Here is a 20,032-nt window from a genome sequence, read left to right on the forward strand (position 1 = left end):
TTAGGACATCTCTCTTTATACGTCTAACCGATTTTTCACCCAGTTGACTAATCCACCTGATTCCATCATTTCAAGTTGACGTTCGGAAAGAGCGTGCTCAGCTTTAATGGTCTTATTTTTGCCTTTTATGGTCACATCGATTTCATTCCCTTTGTGAATCGCTTTACGAAGGTCTTTAAAGATTAACACATCACCTTGCTCAAGATCTTCATAATCTTTTTTATTAACAAAGGTCAGCGGAAGAATACCAAAGTTAACTAAGTTCTGCCAGTGAATACGAGCAAAATCTTTTACAATAGCCACTCTCAACCCGAGATACCTCGGAGCTAGTGCAGCATGTTCACGACTTGAGCCCTGTCCATAGTTAGTTCCACCAACAATGATATGGCCCCCTTCTTCCCGCTGTTTCATCGCTCTGTCGTAATACGTTTCATCTACAATTTCATAGGTGAATTTGCTAATCTCAGGCAGATTACTCCTAAATGGAAGCACTCTGGCTCCTCCTGCTAAAATTTCATCCGTTGAGATGTCATCCCCTACTTTAAGTAAGATCGGTAATTCCAGTTCATTTGGAAGTTCATCCATCTTAGGTATAGAAGCAATATTTGGTCCCTTCACAAGCTCTTCTTTAGCAGATTGTTCCGGTGTTAACGGTTTATCAAGGAGCTGTGTATCAATGGTAGGTTTATCAAGTTCCTGTACTTTCGGAAATTCAAATCCAGCATTTCGGGGATCTGTTATTTTTCCTTTTAATGCAGATATAGCAGCCGTTTCCGGACTACATAAGAATACACTATCCTCTTTTGTTCCTGAACGCCCTGGGAAGTTCCTAGGTGTCGTTCTTAGGCTATTTCTCCCGGTTGCCGGCGCCTGCCCCATACCGATACATCCATTACATCCAGCCTGATGTAAACGAGCTCCTGCCTGTAGAAAGTTTGCGATATGGCCTTGCTCAGACAAATCAATGAGCATTTGTCTGGAAGTAGGGTTTAAATCAAATGACAACCCATCTGCAATATGTTTGCCTTCAACAATTTTTGAAGCAATGGCAAAATCACGGTATCCCGGGTTAGCTGATGAACCAATATAAGATTGGTAAATCGGTTCACCTTCTACCTCCCTTACAGTAACCACATTACCAGGGCTAGAAGGTTTCGCAATCATAGGCTCAAGCTCTGAAAGATTAATTTCATCCTGAACATCGTACTTGGCATCATCATCAGCTTTAAGCTCAATCCAATCGTCTTCCCGGCCTTGCAGCTTCATATAGCGCTTCGTTTCATCATCAGAAGGAAAAACAGTTCCTGTTGCTCCTAGCTCTGCACCCATATTGGCAATAACGTGGCGATCCATTGCCGTTAAATTCTTAAGTCCTGGACCATAATATTCAAACACATGATTGACTCCACCTTTTACTCCGTGGCGCCTCAACATTTCTAAAATGGCATCCTTAGCACTTACCCAATCCGGGAATTCTCCGGTAACTTTTACACCCCAGACTTTAGGCATTTTCACATAAAAAGGTTCACCTGCAATTGCCATGGCTACATCAATACCGCCTGCACCCATGGCAAGCATCCCCATACAGCCGTTCGCACATGTATGGCTGTCCGAACCAAGCAGAGTTTGACCCGGCTTGGCTAGACGCTGCATATGGACTGGGTGACTTACCCCGTTTCCTGGGCGGCTAAAGTGCAGCCCGAATTTTTTTGCAGCACTTTCTAAGAACAGGTGATCGTCAGGGTTTTTACTATCTTCCTGAATTAGGTTATGGTCAACATATTGAGCGGAAGCCTCTGTTTTCGCACGATCAATTCCCATTGCCTCCAACTCCAGCATAACCATGGTTCCTGTAGCATCCTGTGTTAAGGTCTGATCAATTTTTAAACCAATTTCCGCCCCTGGTTTCATTTCACCTTCAACTAAATGATCTTTAATTAACTTTTGTGTGACATTATACCCCACTCAGCACTCCTCCTTATTATTACGTTTCCCTATAATTAATTTCCTATGTTTTTTATACCCTTTTCATCCTTAATTTACTCACTATTTCCATTTTATATCTTAATAAATACAGAAATCAGCACAAAAAAAGGATGAGATCAAAGATCTCATCCGCCATCGATATATTTTAAGGGGGAGGATTAGTAAATTCAATAAACTCCTACATTATTCCATGCTTGGGTAACTGCATTGGCAGCCTGTGTTCCATAAAGATCTTGGGCAGATTGTTCTAAAGCTGCTTTTGCATAGGAGAAGTCACTGCTTGGAGTGAGGTAAACCGTTAATGCTCGATAATAAATTTGCTCGGATTGAGAAATACCTAAGCTATTAATGGTATAATATGCAGCTTTGTTCGGAATTCCACTATTAATATGGACTCCGCCCCAATCACCTTCACGCGTATTCGGTAAATCTTGATATTCATTCATATGATCAGGTTGATTATAAGCGTTTGGATTAGAAAGAGAACGCAATGCATCACCAGAGCGGCCAGGCGTATATACATCTTCACCCATCAACCAATCTTCGGAATCAACAAAGTACCCGAATACATCAGAGAATGATTCATTCAGAGCACCCGATTGATTTTCATAAATCAATCCGGCCGTGGTATCTGTCACAGCGTGAGTCAACTCATGGGCTACGACGTCATCGGCACCAGATAGATACGTAAATGTTGTGCCATCTCCATCACCATAAATCATTTGATTGCCTGTCCAGGCTGCATTATTGTAATTGGAACCATAATGTACAGTTGAACGGATGTCTGCACCCTGGTTGTCATAACTTACACGCCCAAACTTGTTATAGTAATAGTCAAATACTTCTCCTGCATAATAGTGGGCATCGACAGCCGCTTTTTGCTGTTCACTAAAAAAGGTGTTTCCAGCATCCGTTACATAATTCCCAGGCAAGTATTGTCCCTGGTTAGCCGTAAATGTTTCAATTACACCATTCATTGGTTTGGTAATATCGAATAAATAATATGTGCTGTTTGTATAATATGTGTTTAAAGATTTAGTATCACCAAGAACACCGGTACCCGTCCCTGTTGCTTCCTTTACGACGTTGGCAGCTTTAATCACATCCCCAGACTCTGCGTTAACATACAGTTGCCAGTTCGCAGGATATGGCTGAGAGAATTGAAGCTCTACGTGATATGCCAATTGATAGTCACCATCTTCATGATAGACGACTAGATTGCTAGTCTCCGTTAAAGTCTCAAACGTTTCTCCTTTTGCCGTTTTCTTTACTTTGTCAGCTGTATCTTTTTCTACATCAATATGTTCCCAGGCTATTTTAACAGCTTCTTTCTTTTTCACTTGACGATTCTGTTTAATTTTCTCTGGGGCATCTTTATGAAATTCACCATTCACCGATGTTACTGTTCCAGACTCGTCCGTATGTACAATGACTTCGGAATTAGCAACAGGAATATTTTCTACCATTGGCTGATATGTGTAGTGTGTCATACCCAGCTCATCCTTCTTCGCCTCAATAAACTTCAAGTCTTTATTCGGGTTGACCCCAAATTTCTCAGAATTCTCTTTAAAGAATCGCTTGACTGCCTTTTCGGACACGACTTTGGATGCATCAAAATTCTTTTTCACAAAATGGGGAGCGTTAGCCTTTGCATCCTGCACTGCAGAATCAGTTTCCGCACTTACAAACGTCCCACCCGACACTAAACTAGAACCTATGACAACAGACGCCATTAATGACTTCCACTTCATCAAATTCCTCCTTTTTCTCGAGTACATTGCCAATATAACACAATTTTCTGTCATTATGTCTGTGAAAGTTAGTGCGATATCCCCCACTTAAAGGCATGAAATTTGAACGACTTGGGAAACCTATCAATATAGTTGAAATATACTAATCGAACGTGTATTCTGAAAATAGATTTGAAAGAGCAAACCTTCTGACAAATCTTTAGTTGATCAACTAGGTGTGTGGAAAATGGAATATGGTAAAGTGCTTCGTTTTCACCGGGTTAAACAAGGTTTAACTCAAAACCAGCTAGCTGAGGGCATCATTTCATCAGCCTACCTCTCGAAGATTGAGAATGATCAAACAGTTCCGGCTGTCGAGGTTCTCGAACTGCTTTACGAAAGACTTGGGCTCGACTTTTCGGAATCTTCCTATAGTCATCCTTCTAAAGAGAAGCTAAAGGAATGGTATGAATCGATTGTGTTCAAGCGTAGAGAAGATGCAGAGCTGCTCATGAATGAATTGCTCCAGCAGAAAGAAACGCTAGCTAACCATCATTTATATATTTTTTTCGAGCTATACCGCATTCGATACCTTCTGTTGGAAAATGAGGTGGAGAAGGCTTATGAGGCTTGGGAAAATATCCGTCAGCATAAAGATACTTTTGATGACGAAATGAATTTCTATTTCCATTTGGTTTCGGGACTTATGAAGTATTATAAGACTAAGTTCGAGGATTCCTATCAAGATTTAATGGAAGCCAAAAATTATAGTTCATCTTTGGAATTAGAAGATTGGCAGTACAGCGACCTTTACTATTTGCTTGCATTAAGCACAGGTCAAGCCAATTACATATCGGCCTCTATTTTTTATACAAGTCTTGCTCTGGAAATCTATCAAAGTCATTATGATTTAACTAAAAGTGCTGATTGCCATATTATTCAAGGGATAAATTTCAGTCGTTTAAGAAACTATTCGAAATCCCTAGAAAATTTCCATCTTGCCCGGAAGATTGCCACTCAAACCAATAATCGTGTTCAACTCAAACTTGTTTACATTAATATAGGAGTTTTAGAATCCAGGCTTGAAAATCACAAGGCATCCATTTCTAGTTACAAAAAGAGTTTAGAATTTGTCGATGAAATAAATACTGCATTAGACACCTTTGAATTTTTAAATATTATTCATGGGTTAATTACTCAACATTATAAATTAGATGATGAAAATGGATGCATAGAATGGATAAATGAGGGAGAAAAACAACTCATTTCCTACCCTTCAAAACCACATGAGTTACACTTTAAAGTTTATAAATATATCATGACTGAAAATGAAGATATACAGGAGCTATTAGAAAATGAAGTAATTCCATACTTTCAGGAGAGCAGAGATCATACATATGCTATTAGATATGCAATGTTCTTAGCTGACCTCCTTGAAAAGCAAAGAATGTATAAAAAGTCTTCATCTTACCTTAGGTTAGCAATTCAATTGTTAAATAAACACTCTCATTTGGGAGGAGGGATAAGTTTATGAAAAAGTTATTAGCAGTCATAGCGCTAACTGGCTTATTAGTATCAGTTTCAGCTCCAGTACTTCATGATAGTGCTGTAGAAACATTTCCAAGGCCTATTGTAGCGGAACAAGTTTAGTAATTTCATGTAGTTATTTTATTTAATGAACACCCCTAATCCTATACCTATATATTGACCCTCTATCCAATGGTAGAGGGTATTTTTTTCGAAAGGAGTCTCCTTGAAATGATTATCGTCGGAATCGACCTGTCTGGCCCTGCCAACCACACAAATACAGCCGTAACTGTTTTTAAAAGTGATGAACACTTTTTACAGTTTGATCAGTTGCTGACCTCCGCTTCTGACGACGACATCCTTTCACTCATTACCTGCTTGTCTGAAAGAAATCAGGTTCTTGTAGGGATTGATGCTCCTCTTTCTTATCAAGATGGCGGCGGGGATCGCGAACTCGACAAAGAACTGCGTGAATTCGCAAAAGAACTTGGAATGAAATCTGGTTCAATTATGCCCCCCACTCTGACAAAAATGATTTACCTCACTGCTAGAGGGATGAAATTGGCGTCTATGTTAACTAGTCTTACAAATGTGGAAGTTATTGAAGTACATCCAGGAGCAACTCTTGCCTCCAGAATCCCTAAGAATCATGGAAGAGAGCACACTCTATTCTATAAACACTCACCTGATAGCTTGAAGTGGATAGTGGACTGGATGGTTTCTTTTGGTCTGCAAGGAATACAAATAGATTTTCTAACAACCAGTCACTTAGTTGATGCGTGTGCCGCTGCTATTGCAGCTTGGGATTATGGACATTCTAACCGTAATCCGTATTGGACGTATGATTCTAGTTCCCCTCACCATCCGTATCCCTTTTCATGTTAAAAAGAGCTTTGCCCAATAACTTGAACAAAGCTCTTGATAAAGAGTTATGCTTTTGCAGTTTGTTTATGTTTGATCCAGGCATCAAATCCTCCTGAAACATTGATCACTTTATTATAGCCATTCGCCTGAAGAATACTTGCGGCGACTGCTGAGCGTGCTCCGGACTTGCAATGCACGATAGGAACCTTACCTGATGGGATTTCATCCAGTCGGTGTGGCAATGTCCCGAGCATAATGTGCATAGCGTCATCAATGTGGTCTTCATCCCATTCGGACTGATTGCGGACATCAATTACCACATATTCTTCACTCCCTCGCTTGTCTTCAAACTCCCCAACTGTAACAGTTTCGTACCCTTCTAGATCCGTTAACTTATCCACTTCTTCAGTTGGCAAATAACCTGTTAAGCGATCAAATCCAATTGATTGAAGCGTCCTTCTTATTTCAAGAGCTTCATCCTTATTCGCAATGACCACCGCATCTTGATTATACGGAAGCAGCCACCCTGCCCAGTTGACAAAGGACTTGTTAAAAGGAATATTGATAGACCCTTGCAGATGTCCTTCAGCAAATTCTTCTTTAGAGCGAGTATCCACTATAAAACCATTAAGTCGGCTTATTTCCTCCAGTTTTATCTCTTGGAGTTCCTGATCTTTGGCTAGTAAGACGGGGCCTTCCTTATTCAGTTTCTTCATAATAGGAAAATAAGCAGGAGGTTCAGGTTGGCCGGCTATTAACATGTCGACGAACTCTTCTTCATTTTCCACATTCAACGCCCAATTCGTCTGCTTTTCATAACCTATAGTAGAAGAAGGGACAGCCCCGAGTGATTTTCCACAGGCACTGCCGGCGCCATGACCTGGCCACACTTGAACGAAGTCCGGTAATTTCTTGAAGCGATTGAGGGACTGATACATTGCTTTTGCTCCAAGTTCCGCTGTCCCTGCAGCACCTATTGACTTCTCAAGTAAATCCGGACGACCTACATCCCCTACAAACACAAAATCCCCCGTGAAGATTCCCATGGGAACAGAAGCTCCTCCGCCTTCATCCGACAATATAAACGAAAGACTTTCTGGTGTATGTCCTGGTGTGTGAAGCACTTCTAAACGTACTCCTCCTACATACAATTGGTCTCCATCCTTGAGACATTCGTGACTTTCCTTTTTTCCAAAATTGTACTTCCAATCGTCATCTCCTTCGTTTGAAAGGAACAAAGAGGCACCCGTTTCCTGTATTAATTCCCTAGAGCCAGAGAGAAAATCTGCATGGATATGAGTTTCCGTTACCTTGGTTATGTGCAAACCGTTTTTACGAGCTGTTTCTAGATAAGGCTGAACATTTCTGGCCGGGTCAATCACAATGGCTTCCCCTGTTTTCTGACACCCTGCCATATACGAGTTTTGCGCTAAATTTTCGTCAAAAAAGGTTTGAATAAACATATTTATTCCTCCGTTCATGCACTAGTGCATCTTACTATTATGATTACACGTATTGTGTTCAAAGTCCTGCTTGAAATGAAAAGAACCACACCTTAATATAACGTGGTGTGGATTCTTATGATTCTTTAAAATAAGCCTTCAGTGTTTCCACAGGTGTATGAGCTTCCAGCGGGCCATAAATCAATTCAGCATTAGTAATATAATTAATCTCTTCTGCATCGATTGCTTCATACTCTAAGCCATTAGCGGCCTCTTCCACCATGACCTTCACTTGATTCATCATTCCTAAAACTTGGCGGCTTGTCGTCTTTGTGTAAACAAACTGTTCAGCGGCTTCTAACATTTGGTCGGCAATTTCTCTCTCTATTTTCAGAAGTTGAAATAATTGATTCAAGGACCCCTTTATAACATTCTCTATATTATCAAATTGCTGTTTTCTAAGACCAAACAATGTCAGATTTATGCCTGTTTTATTATTCATTAACATCAGGCATTTACGTTTATTTATGGTCATTACATTCGCATGCCACTGGTAAATATTTGAGATCTCTTGATATTGTTCGGGATCGTCCAACTCTTTTTTTATCTCTTTTACCAGCTTCTGTGTTGCTCCAATGACAAACATATTCATCCCACCTCAACTCTATTCTGTCTCTAGTGTAACAGCTTAATACAAACCACACTATTCATATCCTTTCATCGATATGAATTGACCGTAAATTACATTACATACACAAAATATTTGGCTGCTTAGTCCATTTCATTATTGCTTTAAGGGGCTCCGGAAAGCGAAGCATTTTGACGGAGCGATGGTAGAATTCCTTTCTTGGTATGCAAATAATCCGGGCAAATTCAAATGAAATTGTCCGGATTATTTTATGCATAATTCAGTTCTGTCCCGGACTCTTCAATACGTTTATTTTGTTCGGCGCGCGAAGTCAACAAACTGAAATTTATCAGGTCTGTGTCTCGATTCAGTAAATTGAAATAATGTGGCATCAGCCAAATAAACATAGCTTCGAATCACAACAACCTGGGCATGTCCTTCCAGATCTAAATGCTGCTCATCTTCTTCCGTTACACCTTCGACCACAATTTCTTTTTTGGCAAAACTAATATCCAGTTCTAACGTATTTTCGATATAATCATAAATCGAATGCTCAGCGATCGACTTTGTCAGCTCAGGTACAATCTCTTCAAGAATATAATCCTTATCTAAGATTATGCGCTCCCCATCTATCTCTCTTGTTCGGGAAATCTTCCAAATTCTCTTTTCGCTGGTACAATTCAGCCTCGACCGCAATTGATTATTCGCTGTTTCTAAAATTAATTCATGGACATGAGTTTTAACGGTCTGACCAAGCTGATTGGTTAACTCTTTAAAACTTGTTAGTCCTGAAACGGGGAATTCAAATTTACTATGATCGAGAATGACGGAGCCCTTCCCTCTCACTTTTTGAATATAGCCATTTTGGGACAGTAAATTTAAAGCTTTTCGGATCGTTTCCCTTGAAGTGGAAAACCTTAGGGCTAATTCATTTTCCGAGGGGAGTGTGTCACCTGCTGTGAACTCTCCTTGCCGAATTGCCTGCACTAAATCGTTGTATATAACAATAAATTTGTTTTTCATTTGCTATCACCGCTCTTTATCATATCAATTAGAGCGAATATGGTAAACGATCGACTCGTAAGGCCGCAATTCGATGTGATGGTAGTCCTCTTGTGAGTCAGTGTAGTTACTAATTAACTGATTGCAATCTCCTTGCAGCTCTACATGGTCAGGAAGCTTGAATGATGCTGTTTTATCGTAGAAGTTGTTTACCACAAGCAAGCTCTCGTTATTCCAGTTTCTTAGATAGGCAAATACTTGATCATCGTCAGGCAGCAGCAGCTGATAATCTCCATGCGTGATGATCGGATAATTTTTTCTAATTTTAATAAGCTTCTGGTAATGATCGAAAATGGATGCCTCTTCGTGCATGACTGCTTCTGCATTTATGTGCGGATAGTTAGCAGCTACCGGGATCCATGGAGTGCCTTCGGTAAATCCTGCGTGTTGCTCATCATTCCACTGAACAGGTGTACGGGAATTATCACGGGATTTCTGTTTCAAAATCTCCATAATCTTCTGTTCATTAACACCTTTCTCCTTTAGCATGTCATATGCATTTATCGATTCTACATCACGATATTGCTCGATAGACTCGAAACCAGGATTCGTCATGCCGAACTCTTCCCCTTGGTAAATATAAGGGGTACCCTGCATCATGTGTATCGTTGTGGCTAACATTTTTCCAGATTCGTCAGGGTAATTTTTGTCGTCTCCGAACCTTGATAGTACACGAGGCTGGTCGTGATTACACCAAAATAATGCATTCCATCCATTGCCTTCATTCATTTTCTCCTGCCACGTGGAGAGAATTTGCTTTAATTCAATAAAGTCAAACGGAGCTTTCGTCCATTTTTCGCCATTTGGATAATCAACTTTTAAATGGTGGAAATTAAACGTCATACTAAGCTCTTCTCTCTCAGGTGCTGTATAACGAATGCAATGATCGATAGTTGTCGACGACATTTCCCCTACCGTCATAAGGTCATACGGAGCGAAAACTTCTTGATGCATCTCATGCATAAATTCATGAGCTCTAGGTCCATCTGTATAAAATCTGCGGCCATCGCCAGGCGCGACACTTCCATCATCATTTGGGAAATGTTGATCTTTTGAAATCAGGTTGATGACGTCTAATCGAAAGCCATCGACACCCTTTCCTCCCCAAAAGCGCATCATTTCATAGATTTTTTCACGGACTTCAGGGTTCTCCCAGTTTAAGTCTGCTTGTGTTACATCAAATAGATGGAGATAATACTGACCTGTTTGTTCATCATATTCCCATGCATTTCCCCCAAATTTAGACTGCCAATTAGTTGGAGGCCCCCCGTTAACAGAATCTTTCCAAATGTAATAATCACGGTATGGGTTTTCTTTCGATTTCTTCGACTCCTGGAACCACATGTGCTCTGTGGACGTATGATTCACAACGATGTCCATGATCAACTTCATGCCACGTTTGTGGGTTTCTTCAAGTAAACGCTCAAAGTCAGACATTGTTCCGTATTCTTCGTGAATATTGTAGTAATCACTAATATCATAGCCGTTATCGTTCTGTGGAGATTTGTACATTGGGGTCAGCCATAGGACGTCGACCCCAAGTGTATTTAAATAATTCAGCTTTTCGATAATACCTTGAATGTCGCCTACTCCATTTCCCGTCGTATCGTTGAAGCTCTTAGGATAAATTTGATAGACGACGGCTTTTTTCCACCAAGGTTGTTGTTCTTGTGTCATATGAGCACCACCGTTCTTATAAAAATGTTCTTATACGTCGCGTTTACGTTTGGCATATAGGAATGTTCCCACGAATGGAAGAACAATCACGATCACCATTCCAATGGAAAATTCAAGCCAATATTGGGCTACAATGGAGAATATTCCAGGAATCCCGCCGACACCAATTGAACTTGCCACAACTCCGGCTGCTGAGATATAAAGACCAGCAATAGCAGAAGATGTGATAGCTATGATGAATGGATATTTAAAGCGTAAGTTCACACCAAATAAGGCAGGTTCTGTAATTCCGAGATAGGCTGATACCCCTGAAGAAAGTCCAAGACCTTTTAACTTCTCGTCCTTAGAAGCTGCCATAATTGCTAAAGCAGCTGAACCTTGTGCAATGTTGGACAGCGCAAGCATCGGCCATAAGAAAGTTGTTCCTGTGCTTCCGATTAATTGAATATCGACAGCTAAGAAAGTGTGGTGCATTCCGGTAATAACCATTACCCCATATAAAGCACCATAAATGAGTCCGCCAAGCGCAGCAAAATGATCAAATATAGACACTAATCCATCAGTAATTCCGTTTCCGATAGCGAATGTAATAGGACCGATAATAATAAAAGTTAAGAAACCAGTTACAAGTAAAGCTACAGGTCCAACAACCAACAGTTGAATACTTTCTGGAACTCGTTTACGCAAGAATAATTCAATTTTTGTTAAGACATAGGAAGCTACAAGTACGGGCAGAACCTGGCCTTGATAGCCAATCTTTTCAACAGTTAAGCCAAATAAATCCCAAGTGGGAACGGTACCTTCTTTAACTGCTTGTCCATATGACCATGCATTCAATAATTCCGGATTTACGAGGACAAGACCCATAACTATACCGAGAATCGGACTTCCTCCGAATTTCTTAACAGCGGACCATCCAATCAGTCCAGGTAAGAAAGCAAAGGCCGTGTTGGCTATGACGATAATCATGTTCGCGATACCCGACCACTGCGGGTAGACATCGATAATGGATTGATTATCAAAGAAGATTCCTGGAGCAGTCAGGATGTTATTAATACCAAGAAGCAGACCAGCGGTTACAATTGCCGGTAAGATGGGGATGAAAATGTCTGCCAGCGTTTTAACAGCACGCTGAAGCCAGTTCATGTTTCCCTTTGATGCTTCTTTCACTTCGTCTTTTGAGGCTTCACCAATATCAGCTAATTGGATTAACTCTTTATATACCTTATCTACGGTGCCTTGACCGACAACAATTTGAAATTGACCGTTCGTTGAAAAAGAGCCCTTAACCGCGTCTAACTGATTCAATCTTTCCTTATCAACAATATCTTCATCATGTAAAGCTAAACGAAGACGTGTCACACAGTGTGTTCCAGCCGACAGGTTCTCTTTGCCACCGATAGCTTCTAGTATTTGCTCGGCCTGCTGTTTGTGATTCATACAATTCCCCTCCTATTTGTTATTAACTGTCAACAGTTCCGTCTCTCCTGCTGAAGCTTGGCTTTCGGATGTCAACTCAACACCAAATTCATCACTGTTGGTCACAATAATAGGCGTGACTATACTCTTTGCTTTTTCTTCCACTAAATTCTTATCAAAGGTAATCAAGCGGTCTCCCACTTTTACTTTATCCCCTTGTTTAACAAAAGATTCAAAACCTTCCCCTTCCATACTTACCGTTTCTAATCCAATATGGATGAGGATCTCTGCACCTGTTTTCGTCTTTAGCCCCACAGCGTGCTTTGTTGGGAAAAGCTGAACGATCTCACCTTCCACCGGGCTTACAATCGTCCCCTCAACAGGTTGAATAGCTATCCCCTCACCCATCATTTTTTCTGAGAACACAGGGTCCGGTACATCTTCAAGCGCTACTACCTTCCCATTTATGGGAGCAACCACAACGACCGATTGCTCTTTATTTCCAAAAAGTTTTTTGAACATATAGTGCCCCTCCTTAAACGCTTACATTAAAATAATGCAGACATGTATATACATAATTCGACTTTATTATAAGTTGTATATACATGTTTTGCAACCGTTTTATTTTGTTCTAGTTGTTTTCCATTCTTTGCATGTTTCTTTCTACTCCTTCTATAACGGAGGGTTATTTCTTTATATATGGAAGTTTTTATGCTATAAAATTATTTAGGGTACCGAAATATTTAGGAAGAAGGGATCCGCTATCCTAACAAAGGAACAACGCGCAAGACGTAACTTATGGATCATGTGGTTCGCCAACTTTTTCATAGCTGGCAGTATTACGATGGTTTTACCGTTCTTATCTTTATACATTGATGAACTGGGTGATTTCTCCAGCTCGTTCGTACAAACGTGGTCAGGACTTGTGTTTGGAATTACCTTTGTTACAGCCTTTATCTTTTCCCCAATTTGGGGACGAATTGGAGATAGGTATGGGAGGCGCAACATCTTGATCGTCTCTGCAACGGGCCTTGCTTTATCTGTTCTATTGATGGGGTTCGCAACAACGGTGTGGCAGCTGTTCCTACTCCGGCTGTTTATGGGGATTTTCACTGGATTTATACCGATGTCACAAGCTTTAATTGCTACACAAACACCGAAGCGCATTGCCGGGCAAGTACTTGGTACGCTGCAAACCGGAAGCATTACCGGCAGCTTGCTGGGACCGCTGCTTGGCGGCTTTATTGCAGACTCTATTGGCTATGGAACAACTTTTCAATTTGTATCGATAACAGTTTTTCTTTCTGCCTTCATCGTGTTCTTTGGGATTCATGAACAAAAGGTGGAGAAGGAAGATGAGAAGGAAAAGTCAAGCTACTCTTCCCGTGAGGTTATTCAGCACATTGTGAAACAGCCTGTGCTTTTAATGGTGATGATTGTTTCTATGTTCGTGCAAATTGCTCACTTCAGCATTCAACCAATTCTGTCACTATACGTTGGGGAATTGCATGGACCTGCGAACTTAGCCTTATTTTCCGGAATTGCCTTTTCGGCTGCGGGGCTTGGTAATTTGCTAATGGCAAGGCGCTGGGGCCGGATTGCTGATCGAAAGGGTTATGTAAAAATCCTTGTCTTTCTTTTATTTATGGCAGGTATTGTCTACATCCCCGCAGCGTTTGTGACGAATATCTGGCAGCTGGTAGCGCTGCGTTTCTTGCTCGGTGTTTCAATTGGCGGGATCATTCCTGTTCGAACAGCATATATTCGTCAGGAAGCTCCTGTTGCGATGCAAGGAGAAGTGCTTGGTTACAATACGAGTCTTCGCTTTTTAGGAAACATTATTGGTCCGGCAATGGGTGGAATGTTATCAGGACTCTACGGATTTTCAGCTGTCTTTTTTGTGACGAGCGGACTCCTTATTTTGTGTGGAGCCGTCATGTTCATGACGATGTACAAAAACCCTCAGTCGGTCCGACACGCTCATTCTGTCTAGGTGCAGGAAGTTGGCACAAAAGTGTCTTATCAAATGAAAATCCGAACTTAGCAGTAACTTATGATTAGTACCTATGGATCGCTACAAAAATTTACACCTCTTTTCGCGGGTGGCTGAACGTGATTTTCCTGGGGGGGTGTCCGCTCGCCTGCATTTATAATTCGGAACATCACTCAGCCTTATCCTGTGTTAAGATATGTGTATATACATATGGGAGGCGATTAAAGGATGAATCGCGCACTTATTGTGATTGATTATACGGTTGATTTTGTCGCAGAAGAAGGTGCTCTTACGTGCGGGAAACCTGGAAGAGATATAGAAGACTCTCTTGTAAGTTTAACTGAGCAATCCATACAGAATGAAGATTATGTCGTGCTGGCAGTCGATGTGCACGAAGAAAACAACCCGTACCATCCCGAGACAGACTTGTTTCCGCCGCACAATATCCGCGGAACAAAGGGAAGAAGTTTATATGGTGAGCTGTTGCACTTATTTGATGCAAACCGTTCTGCCATTTACTTTATGGATAAAACTCGATATAGTGCCTTCCATGGCACAGACTTGGATGTGAAGCTGCGGGAGCGGGAAATCGGCGAAATCCAGTTAGTAGGAGTTTGCACAGATATTTGTGTCCTCCATACAGCGATAGACGCATATAATTTAGGATATCAGATTGTCGTACACAAGGAGGCAGTGGCTAGCTTTAATCAGCCAGGTCATGAGTGGGCTTTGAATCACTTTGAGCAGGTACTAGGAGCAAAAGTCGTATAACATTGTGACAGCACGATTAGAAGCACCTTTTTGAGCGAAGGTGCTTTTTTTGTGTGAAATCTGTATAGTTTTTGATCTTAGTGCATGATAAGAAACAGTAATTTGAAATTCCAGCTGAAATCGAATATGATGGAGTATGGATATTTTATGCTTTTTTATTATAATGCTTGATCTATATATAGGAGGAATCACCAATGAGCTCAAAAGATTATCGAGTTCTATTATATTACAAGTATGTTGACATGCCCGACTACGAGGAATATTGTGCAAATCATTTAAACTTTTGCAAAGACTTGGGTCTGCGCGGCCGAATTATTGTTGCTCCTGAAGGAATCAACGGAACGGTTTCTGGTACTGTGCAGCAAGTAGAACAGTATATGGATTACGTACGCTCAGACGAACGCTTTGCAGATATTCATTTTAAAATAGACGAACACGAAGAACATGCGTTTAAGAAAATGCATTGCCGCGTCAAGCCCGAGCTGGTCAACTGGAGTATCGAGAATGATGATATTGACCCGAAAACATTTGGCGGCAAACATCTGAAGCCGAAGGAATTTTATGAAATGCTTCAAGATGAAGATACGGTTGTGATTGACGGACGGAATGAATATGAATACCGTATCGGTCATTTCCGTAATGCGATTCAGCCTGACGTGGAGCACTCTCGTGAATTTCCAGAGTGGATTGCTGAGAATGCCGACGACTGGAAGGATAAAAAGGTCCTCACCTACTGCACAGGCGGGATTCGCTGCGAAAAGTTAACGGGGATTCTAATGAAAAATGGTGTGGAAGACGTCTATCAGCTTGAAGGCGGCATCAATACGTATGGTAAAGATCCGGAGGTTAAAGGCCAGCTTTTTGACGGAAAAATGTATGTATTTGATGAGCGTATTTCCGTGCCTATTAATCAGGTTGAAGAAAAAGTAGTTGCGGAGTGCGAACACTGTGGGAAAACTGAAGATCGCATGATTAATTGTAGTAACCCTGTATGTAATCGTCAGTATGTTTGCTGTACAGAGTGTGAAGAGAAATACCACGCTGCTTGTACAACTGAGTGTAAAGAGCACCCCGAAAACCGCTGGGATGCTGTACGTAAGAAGCAAATTGATAAATATGACCGTATTGAGAATTAAGTGCGATTCTTATTTCGGCCTTTGCTCATGAGCAAAGGCCTTTTGTTTGCCCTCATTCTATCATCCATATTCTGGATGACCTGAGGTGGAATAATTTTCTATATGAACATATCCTTCGATTGTGGTTAGTCTTTGATTTTTGAAATAGATTCCAGAATCTTCAGCAATGCCGTAACCAACTTGAACGTGGGTATAAGCAACAATCGTTTTCAATTGATCTTGTTCTTCCCACTTCAGGTAATGAGCTGAAAGGACAGCATTCATGAGTAACCCGAGTCCTTGTTGGTATAAAGTAACCTCTTCAGGGTTATCTTTCGGTGAGATCACACAATTGTTCGGAGAGATCAGTGCTCCCGCTGAAAATCCCGCAATCGGTGTTCCGTTCTGAAATTGACATCGAATGATCTCAGCTATCTCAGTCTCCACAATATAGTTACGGTAGGCTAATGTATCTCCACCGCCAATTATAATCCCATTCGATGCTCTCAATTGGTCGAGTTGTTTCTCTGTATAAAAAGTACCTAATGGCAGATAGAATATGTTCAGTTCCGGTGCGTGACTGTGTAATGAAAGCGTATATCTTGGAAGATACTCTTCAGCACCTTCCCGTTCTATGTATAAAACCGTGATGGTTCCTCTTTTGTTCCTTAACGTTTCAACAAACTGACTAGCCATCCTATCAGGCATAGGCGGGCTGCCACCGAACAAAAATAAATGTGTATCTTTCACTTTAAACACCCTCCTCCATAAATTCCCACCTCAGGTCATCCATATTCTGGATGACCTGAGGTGGGATATTATACCAAATTTACCTTTGTTCGTTTTTGCGATAGGCGGCGTGGTTGGTTGAGCCGATTCCTCGATTAAAGGATAAGGCATCTCGAATGGCGCTGGTCACATATGACTTGGCTATTTGGACAGCACTCTCGACCGTTCTCCCCTTAGCAAGCTCTGCGGTTATAGCTGCTGAATAGGTGCAGCCTGCACCGCTTGTATGAATCGTATCGATGCGCTCCGACTCATATCGCCTCATGGTGTCTCCGTCATACAGAATATCGACGGCTGAATGATTGGTTAGAGATCCACCTTTAAGAAGGACATAGTTCGGCCCAAGTTTGTAAAGTTTCCGGGCGGCCTCCTCCATATCTTCTGGAGAACGCGGGGCAGGTTCGTCTAATATACGTGCCGCTTCTTGCAGATTGGGTGTGATAATTGTCGCAAGTGGCAGCAGATGCTCGATCAGCGTTTGAATAGCCTCATCCTGGAGCAGCTGTGATCCCATTTTCCCAATCATAACTGGGTCGACCACGATCTTTTTTACCGAAGAAACAGCAATCAACTCGCTTATCCGTTTGATAATCGGTTCGGTAAAAAGCATCCCCGTCTTCAGAGCATTGGGTCCGACATGCTCCATAGAAGCATAAATTTGCGCCTCTATGGCTTCGAGAGGCTGGGTGAACATTCCTTGTTCCGTTGTGGAGTTGTTGGCAACGATAGCCGTGATCGCGCTCATGCCATATACATCTAGTTCCTGAAAAGTTTTAAGGTCGGCTTGGATGCCGGCGCTTCCCTGGGCTGCTGATCCTGCGATTGTAAGTGTTCGTGGTATACTCATAGTTAGCCTCCGATGGTTCGATTCGTCTACTTAAATTGTAACAAATTCTTGATAGGTGAGGCTATGACCTGGATGTTTTTAGGAGATGATTGGTGTCAATGAAACCTTTTACAGAAAAAGTGATAAAGATTATCATGGAGATCCCTGAGGGACATGTGATGACTTACGGGCAGATTGCTCGTGCTGCAGGGAGTCCGCGTGCGGCGAGACAGGTGGTCCGGGTGCTTCATTCAATGAGCAGAAAATATCAGCTGCCGTGGCACCGAGTCATCAATTCCAAAGGAGAAATTGCCATCAATGATGAGGAAGCAGCAATGGAGCAGCAGCTTTCACTTGAAAGCGAGGGTATTGTTGTTATTAATAAACAAATCGACTTAGCTACATATCAATATAGATTGGAAGGAAATGATTGGAAGACCTGAGGTGGGAATTTAAGTAATGAATAGGAATGAATGGATGACCTGAGGTGGAAGGAGAAGGGAAAGAAGAGGAGGATTTGGGATGAGGCGTTTTCCGGAGTTGTCGTGGTCGCTTTCGCGGCATAAAACTATGCTGACGTGTTTGCGTAAGTATGCTTATGATTATTATGTCTCCCATAATGGTTGGCTTACTAGTGGAGATTCGTTGTCGCAGCAGGCTTATCGTCTAAAAAAAATTACAAATCTAGAGATGCATTTTGGCAGTATTGTCCACGATTTAATCTATCAAATGATTCAAGATGTGCTGCATGATAAAGAGATTCCTAGTCAAGAAGCGGTCGTGGATAAGATTCGCCATCATTTAAATAAAGGATTTATTGAATCGACTCGTAAAGAACATCTATGGCTTAACAGGCCGAAACATTATACAATGCTGCATGAAATTTATTACAGTCAGACAAATACACTGCCAGAATCTAAAATTAAGAAAATAACAGATCGCCTACATACGACAGTGAAAAATTTCTTTGCGAGCCAGTCGTTCGCAGACGTCCTTAACAAAGAAAATATGCGGTTCATAGAATCAGAAAAATTCAGATATATGAAGGTTGATGGGATTAAGATTTTTGTCGTGATGGATTTAGTTTACAAGGATTTACAAAAAGGAAAATGGGTAATAGTAGATTGGAAAACAGGGAAATCATCTGATGAAGACCGCAACCAGCTGGCACTATATGCTCTTTACTTACAACAAAAATATAATATTGAATCATTAGATGAAATCGTTATTCGAAATGAATATTTATTAGAGGGAACTAATGTGGAGCACCAGCTAACATCCCATGACCTTGTAAATGTTCAACGTCTCTACCAAATCAGTATGGAGCAAATGCAAAGTTACCTGCTGGACCCCAATCAAAACCAACCTTTGCCAATTGAACAATTCCCAATGCAGGACAACCCGCGTATTTGCGCCCATTGTAACTATCAAGAACTATGTTTCCCTTCTGGCTCCTAAATGTTTGAACAAAACTGAGAACGGATAAACTTAATGTAGCATTAAACAGAAGGAGATGTTCAGAAGTTATGAAAGTACTCGTAGCAGGAGCAAATGGTACGACAGGACGTTTACTTATACAATATCTAAAAGAAGACGGTCATGAGCCGTACGGAATGGTTCGTAAAGAAGAACAAAAAGCAACAATTGACGAATTAGGCGGTACACCCGTTCTCGCCGATTTAACAAAAGATGTTGGTCATGCTGTCAAAGGAATGGATGCTGTGATGTTCGCGGCTGGTTCAGGGTCAAGCACTGGTTCAGATCAAACGACAGCAGTTGACCGTGATGGAGCCATCAATCTGATTAAGGCAACAGAAAATTTGGGGATTAAGAAATTCGTTATGCTTAGTGCCATCTCTGCAGATGATCCAAGCCAGGGATCCGGCCCTATGGAGCATTACTTGAGAATGAAGCTTGAAGCGGATGAATACTTGGAAGGCACGGAACTTGATTATACGATCGTTCGCCCAGGCGGTCTGACCAACGAAGATAGCACCAGTAAAATTAAAGTTGGTAAGAAGGTGGAGCGTGACTCCATTACAAGAGCAGATGTGGCTAAGACGATGATTGCCGCTCTGGAAGAAGCAAATGCGTATCATAAAACCTTTGAGATGGTTCAAGGTGAAACGCAAATCGAAGATGCTTTGAAAAATCTATAAGTCAATAAAACAGCCGCTCCCAATTCGGTGGGAGTGGCTGTTAT

At 41.4% G+C, this 20,032-nt stretch carries 18 protein-coding genes; 8 read left to right on the forward strand and 10 right to left on the reverse strand.

Annotated elements, in window-relative coordinates; genetic code table 11:
• Positions 1 to 15: 15 nt before the first annotated feature.
• Positions 16 to 1,965: an aconitate hydratase gene (locus tag B5354_RS10810; protein WP_079528647.1), complete on the reverse strand. Its 1,950-nt coding sequence runs from the start codon at positions 1,963 to 1,965 to the stop codon at positions 16 to 18.
• Positions 1,966 to 2,153: 188 nt separating this feature from the next.
• On the reverse strand, positions 2,154 to 3,719 hold the full coding sequence (locus B5354_RS10815; protein ID WP_425432127.1) for a M4 family metallopeptidase: 1,566 nt from the start codon (positions 3,717 to 3,719) through the stop codon (positions 2,154 to 2,156).
• 244 nt (positions 3,720 to 3,963) lie between these two features.
• Here B5354_RS10815 and B5354_RS10820 point away from each other — a divergent pair, with 244 nt between their 5' ends.
• Together B5354_RS10820 and B5354_RS10825 are read left to right on the forward strand one after the other, a co-directional pair.
• The gene (locus B5354_RS10820) at positions 3,964 to 5,250 is read left to right on the forward strand and encodes a helix-turn-helix domain-containing protein (RefSeq protein ID WP_079528652.1); all 1,287 of its coding nucleotides are present in this window, start codon (positions 3,964 to 3,966) and stop codon (positions 5,248 to 5,250) included.
• Between the two features lie 224 nt (positions 5,251 to 5,474).
• A complete protein-coding gene (locus B5354_RS10825) occupies positions 5,475 to 6,128 on the forward strand; it encodes a DUF429 domain-containing protein (protein ID WP_176142463.1) in 654 nt (217 codons plus the stop codon).
• A gap of 44 nt (positions 6,129 to 6,172) precedes the next feature.
• Here B5354_RS10825 and B5354_RS10830 read toward each other — a convergent pair whose 3' ends face one another.
• The 6 genes from B5354_RS10830 to B5354_RS10855 all read right to left on the reverse strand — a co-directional run bounded on the left by B5354_RS10830 (position 6,173) and on the right by B5354_RS10855 (position 12,857).
• The gene (locus B5354_RS10830; RefSeq protein WP_079528657.1) at positions 6,173 to 7,570 is read right to left on the reverse strand and encodes an MBL fold metallo-hydrolase; all 1,398 of its coding nucleotides are present in this window, start codon (positions 7,568 to 7,570) and stop codon (positions 6,173 to 6,175) included.
• 115 nt (positions 7,571 to 7,685) lie between these two features.
• Positions 7,686 to 8,195 (reverse strand): DUF6933 domain-containing protein, encoded by a 510-nt coding sequence (locus B5354_RS10835; RefSeq protein WP_079528659.1) that lies wholly within the window; start codon positions 8,193 to 8,195, stop codon positions 7,686 to 7,688.
• Positions 8,196 to 8,486: 291 nt separating this feature from the next.
• Positions 8,487 to 9,200, reverse strand: coding sequence for a trehalose operon repressor (gene treR, locus B5354_RS10840; RefSeq protein WP_079528661.1), 714 nt, complete (start codon positions 9,198 to 9,200; stop codon positions 8,487 to 8,489).
• A gap of 24 nt (positions 9,201 to 9,224) precedes the next feature.
• Positions 9,225 to 10,916 (reverse strand): alpha,alpha-phosphotrehalase, encoded by a 1,692-nt coding sequence (gene treC / locus B5354_RS10845; RefSeq protein ID WP_079528663.1) that lies wholly within the window; start codon positions 10,914 to 10,916, stop codon positions 9,225 to 9,227.
• Between the two features lie 30 nt (positions 10,917 to 10,946).
• Positions 10,947 to 12,356, reverse strand: a complete 1,410-nt coding sequence (gene treP, locus B5354_RS10850) for a PTS system trehalose-specific EIIBC component (protein WP_079528665.1) — start codon at positions 12,354 to 12,356, stop codon at positions 10,947 to 10,949.
• A gap of 12 nt (positions 12,357 to 12,368) precedes the next feature.
• A complete protein-coding gene (locus tag B5354_RS10855) occupies positions 12,369 to 12,857 on the reverse strand; it encodes a PTS sugar transporter subunit IIA (RefSeq protein WP_079528668.1) in 489 nt (162 codons plus the stop codon).
• A gap of 283 nt (positions 12,858 to 13,140) precedes the next feature.
• Here B5354_RS10855 and B5354_RS10860 point away from each other — a divergent pair, with 283 nt between their 5' ends.
• From B5354_RS10860 to trhO, 3 genes are all read left to right on the forward strand, one after another.
• Positions 13,141 to 14,328 (forward strand): MFS transporter, encoded by a 1,188-nt coding sequence (locus B5354_RS10860; protein ID WP_079528670.1) that lies wholly within the window; start codon positions 13,141 to 13,143, stop codon positions 14,326 to 14,328.
• 228 nt (positions 14,329 to 14,556) lie between these two features.
• The gene (locus B5354_RS10865) at positions 14,557 to 15,099 is read left to right on the forward strand and encodes a cysteine hydrolase family protein (RefSeq protein ID WP_079528672.1); all 543 of its coding nucleotides are present in this window, start codon (positions 14,557 to 14,559) and stop codon (positions 15,097 to 15,099) included.
• 194 nt (positions 15,100 to 15,293) lie between these two features.
• The gene (trhO, locus tag B5354_RS10870) at positions 15,294 to 16,235 is read left to right on the forward strand and encodes an oxygen-dependent tRNA uridine(34) hydroxylase TrhO (protein ID WP_079528674.1); all 942 of its coding nucleotides are present in this window, start codon (positions 15,294 to 15,296) and stop codon (positions 16,233 to 16,235) included.
• 60 nt (positions 16,236 to 16,295) lie between these two features.
• Here trhO and B5354_RS10875 read toward each other — a convergent pair whose 3' ends face one another.
• Both B5354_RS10875 and thiD read right to left on the reverse strand, forming a co-directional pair.
• On the reverse strand, positions 16,296 to 16,964 hold the full coding sequence (locus tag B5354_RS10875; protein ID WP_079528676.1) for a Type 1 glutamine amidotransferase-like domain-containing protein: 669 nt from the start codon (positions 16,962 to 16,964) through the stop codon (positions 16,296 to 16,298).
• A 79-nt stretch (positions 16,965 to 17,043) separates the two neighbouring features.
• Positions 17,044 to 17,850 carry a bifunctional hydroxymethylpyrimidine kinase/phosphomethylpyrimidine kinase gene (gene thiD, locus B5354_RS10880; RefSeq protein WP_079528678.1) on the reverse strand — a complete coding sequence of 269 codons (807 nt, stop codon included), beginning with the start codon at positions 17,848 to 17,850 and terminating at the stop codon, positions 17,044 to 17,046.
• A 98-nt stretch (positions 17,851 to 17,948) separates the two neighbouring features.
• Between thiD and B5354_RS10885 the strand changes: the two genes are divergently transcribed.
• The 3 genes from B5354_RS10885 (at position 17,949) to B5354_RS10895 (ending at position 19,988) form a co-directional block, all read left to right on the forward strand.
• On the forward strand, positions 17,949 to 18,272 hold the full coding sequence (locus tag B5354_RS10885) for an MGMT family protein (protein WP_079529146.1): 324 nt from the start codon (positions 17,949 to 17,951) through the stop codon (positions 18,270 to 18,272).
• Positions 18,273 to 18,351: 79 nt separating this feature from the next.
• The gene (locus B5354_RS10890; RefSeq protein WP_079528681.1) at positions 18,352 to 19,287 is read left to right on the forward strand and encodes a PD-(D/E)XK nuclease family protein; all 936 of its coding nucleotides are present in this window, start codon (positions 18,352 to 18,354) and stop codon (positions 19,285 to 19,287) included.
• A gap of 68 nt (positions 19,288 to 19,355) precedes the next feature.
• Positions 19,356 to 19,988 (forward strand): SDR family oxidoreductase, encoded by a 633-nt coding sequence (locus B5354_RS10895; RefSeq protein ID WP_079528684.1) that lies wholly within the window; start codon positions 19,356 to 19,358, stop codon positions 19,986 to 19,988.
• The last annotated feature ends 44 nt before the right edge of the window (positions 19,989 to 20,032 follow it).

This window comes from Halobacillus hunanensis (assembly GCF_900166655.1).
In the GTDB taxonomy this organism is placed as follows: Bacteria; Bacillota; Bacilli; order Bacillales; family Halobacillaceae; genus Halobacillus_A; species Halobacillus_A hunanensis.

Bases quoted from the DNA above. Each gene is read 5' to 3' on its own strand.
- B5354_RS10815 (WP_425432127.1), bottom strand. From the start codon at position 3,719: ATGGCGTCTGTTGTCATAGGTTCTAGTTTAGTGTCGGGTGGGACGTTT.
- B5354_RS10820 (WP_079528652.1), top strand. From the start codon at position 3,964: ATGGAATATGGTAAAGTGCTTCGTTTTCACCGGGTTAAACAAGGTTTA.
- B5354_RS10825 (WP_176142463.1), top strand. From the start codon at position 5,475: ATGATTATCGTCGGAATCGACCTGTCTGGCCCTGCCAACCACACAAAT.
- B5354_RS10830 (WP_079528657.1), bottom strand. From the start codon at position 7,570: ATGTTTATTCAAACCTTTTTTGACGAAAATTTAGCGCAAAACTCGTAT.
- B5354_RS10835 (WP_079528659.1), bottom strand. From the start codon at position 8,195: ATGTTTGTCATTGGAGCAACACAGAAGCTGGTAAAAGAGATAAAAAAA.
- treR (WP_079528661.1), bottom strand. From the start codon at position 9,200: ATGAAAAACAAATTTATTGTTATATACAACGATTTAGTGCAGGCAATT.
- treC (WP_079528663.1), bottom strand. From the start codon at position 10,916: ATGACACAAGAACAACAACCTTGGTGGAAAAAAGCCGTCGTCTATCAA.
- treP (WP_079528665.1), bottom strand. From the start codon at position 12,356: ATGAATCACAAACAGCAGGCCGAGCAAATACTAGAAGCTATCGGTGGC.
- B5354_RS10855 (WP_079528668.1), bottom strand. From the start codon at position 12,857: ATGTTCAAAAAACTTTTTGGAAATAAAGAGCAATCGGTCGTTGTGGTT.
- B5354_RS10860 (WP_079528670.1), top strand. From the start codon at position 13,141: ATGTGGTTCGCCAACTTTTTCATAGCTGGCAGTATTACGATGGTTTTA.
- B5354_RS10865 (WP_079528672.1), top strand. From the start codon at position 14,557: ATGAATCGCGCACTTATTGTGATTGATTATACGGTTGATTTTGTCGCA.
- trhO (WP_079528674.1), top strand. From the start codon at position 15,294: ATGAGCTCAAAAGATTATCGAGTTCTATTATATTACAAGTATGTTGAC.
- thiD (WP_079528678.1), bottom strand. From the start codon at position 17,850: ATGAGTATACCACGAACACTTACAATCGCAGGATCAGCAGCCCAGGGA.
- B5354_RS10885 (WP_079529146.1), top strand. From the start codon at position 17,949: ATGAAACCTTTTACAGAAAAAGTGATAAAGATTATCATGGAGATCCCT.
- B5354_RS10890 (WP_079528681.1), top strand. From the start codon at position 18,352: ATGAGGCGTTTTCCGGAGTTGTCGTGGTCGCTTTCGCGGCATAAAACT.
- B5354_RS10895 (WP_079528684.1), top strand. From the start codon at position 19,356: ATGAAAGTACTCGTAGCAGGAGCAAATGGTACGACAGGACGTTTACTT.